This is a genomic window from Alcanivorax sp. HI0044, assembly GCF_001634945.1.
The window spans coordinates 1-2,011 of record NZ_LWEZ01000291.1; the positions used below are offsets into that span (position 1 = coordinate 1).

Sequence of the window (2,011 nt, forward strand, 5' to 3'; positions counted from 1 at the left end):
CGTGCAGACGGTCTTTCACTTCTTCCCACAGCCCGGCCTTGCGCAGGCTGGTTTCCACGATTTCGTCCAGGTCATATTTCTTGTTGGCCAGGCCGTGAATACGCGGGCCATAGGCCACGTTGTCATAAATGGATTTCGGGAAGGGGTTGGGCTTCTGGAACACCATGCCCACCCGGGCGCGCAGCTCCACCACATCCAGCTTGGGGTCATACAGATCCTGGCTTTCCAGATGCAGGCTGCCCTTCACCTTACAAATATCGATAGTGTCGTTCATGCGATTGAGACAACGCAGGAACGTGGATTTACCACAACCGGACGGACCGATCAGTGACACCACCTCATTCTTGCCGATATCCAGGCTGACGCCATGGATCGCCTGGTTATCGTCATAGAACACCTCCACATCGCGCAGGCGCATTTTCGGGTCATCCACAAAGGGCGTGCCCACGGTCTGGTCTGGATAGGGGGAGTCTTGTGTCATCGCTGCTTGCTCATTTATGGCCTTGTCTCTGGCCGCATCATTGGTGCCCAGAGCCGGTTTGTCCAGTTGCTGTGCGGTTTCCATAACTCAGTTCCTCGTTATCCGTCCGTTACCAGCGCCGCTCAAGGCGCTTGCGCAGAATCACCGCCAGCGTGTTCATGGTGATCAGGAAAGCCAGTAGCACCATGATGGCGGCGGACGCCAGGGATTCGAAAGATTGTTCCGGGCTGTCTGCCCACAGGTAAATCTGCACCGGCAGCACGGTTGCCGCATCCAGCGGGCCGGCGGGCAGGTCCACAATAAAGGCCACCATGCCGATCATCAGCAGCGGCGCCGTTTCCCCCAGCGCCTGGGCCATGCCGATGATGGCGCCGGTGAGCATGCCGGGCAGGGCCAACGGCAGCACATGGTGCAACACCACCTGCATTTTCGAGGCGCCCAACCCCATGGCCGCCTGGCGGATACTGGGCGGCACGGCCTTGATCGCCGCGCGGCTGGAAATGATGATGGTCGGCAACGTCATCAGCGTCAGCACGATACCGCCTACCAGCGGCACCGAACGGGGCAATCCAAACAAGCCGATAATCACCGCCAGCCCCAACAGACCGAAGATGATCGACGGCACCGCCGCCAGGTTGTTGATGTTCACCTCAATGAAATCGGTGAAGCGGTTCTTGGGAGCAAACTCTTCCAGATAGACCGCCGCGGCCACACCGATGGGAAAACTCAGCACCAGCGTCACGATCATGGTGAACAGGGAACCCAGGATCGCGCCCAGAATACCGGCTTGCTCCGGCTCACGGGAATCGCCGTAGCTGAACAGCGACTGGTTGAAAACCATGCGGGTTTCCCCGGAGGCTTCCAGCTCCGCCACCCAGGCCTGTTGCTTCTCGTTCAGGCGGCTGTCTTCGCGCTGCTTTTCATTCCCCTTGAGAAACAGGTCCACATCGTCATCGGCCAGCAACCAGAGAGTACGGGTCTCACCCAGCAGGGAAGGATCCTCGCGCAGCATGTCACGCAGGGCATAACCGGCACCGGTGCTCACCAACTGATTGAGGGCACGGGTGTCCAGGCGGGACTCCACGCCGGGAAAGCGGTCTGCCAGGGCGTCACGAATCACCCCCTGGTAATTACCATAGTTGAGCTGCTCTTCATCACGGGGGTCACTGACATCCATCACTTCGGCATCAAAGGTCACCGGCAGCTGGATTTCATACTCCACGAAAGCACTGTGACCCTTGCCGATAATATCGGTGAACAGCAGCACCAACGCCATCAAACCGATGCCAATCGCACCAAGACCAAAGGCCTTGAAGCGTTTCTCTGCCCGGTAGCGTCGGGCCAGGGTCTTGCGAACTTTTTCTGTGGTTTGGCTCATCATTTTTCTCCCGACGCTAGTCGTACTGCTCGCGGTATTTCTTCACGATATGCAGCGCGAAGATATTCATGACCAGGGTAGTGATGAACAACATCAGGCCCAGGGCGAAGGCCGCCAGGGTCTTGGCGCTGTCGAATTCCTGGTCGCCGGTC

General features: G+C 58.6%; 2 protein-coding genes. Both read right to left on the bottom strand.

Annotated features, from left to right (window positions below; translation table 11 throughout):
• A partial coding sequence (locus A3730_RS03560) for a phosphate ABC transporter ATP-binding protein (RefSeq protein ID WP_156500859.1) occupies positions 1-565 on the bottom strand: 565 nt, incomplete at its 3' end.
• A 25-nt stretch (positions 566-590) separates the two neighbouring features.
• The gene (gene pstA / locus A3730_RS03565; RefSeq protein ID WP_063519541.1) at positions 591-1,859 is read right to left on the bottom strand and encodes a phosphate ABC transporter permease PstA; all 1,269 of its coding nucleotides are present in this window, start codon (positions 1,857-1,859) and stop codon (positions 591-593) included.
• Between the last annotated feature and the right edge of the window lie 152 nt (positions 1,860-2,011).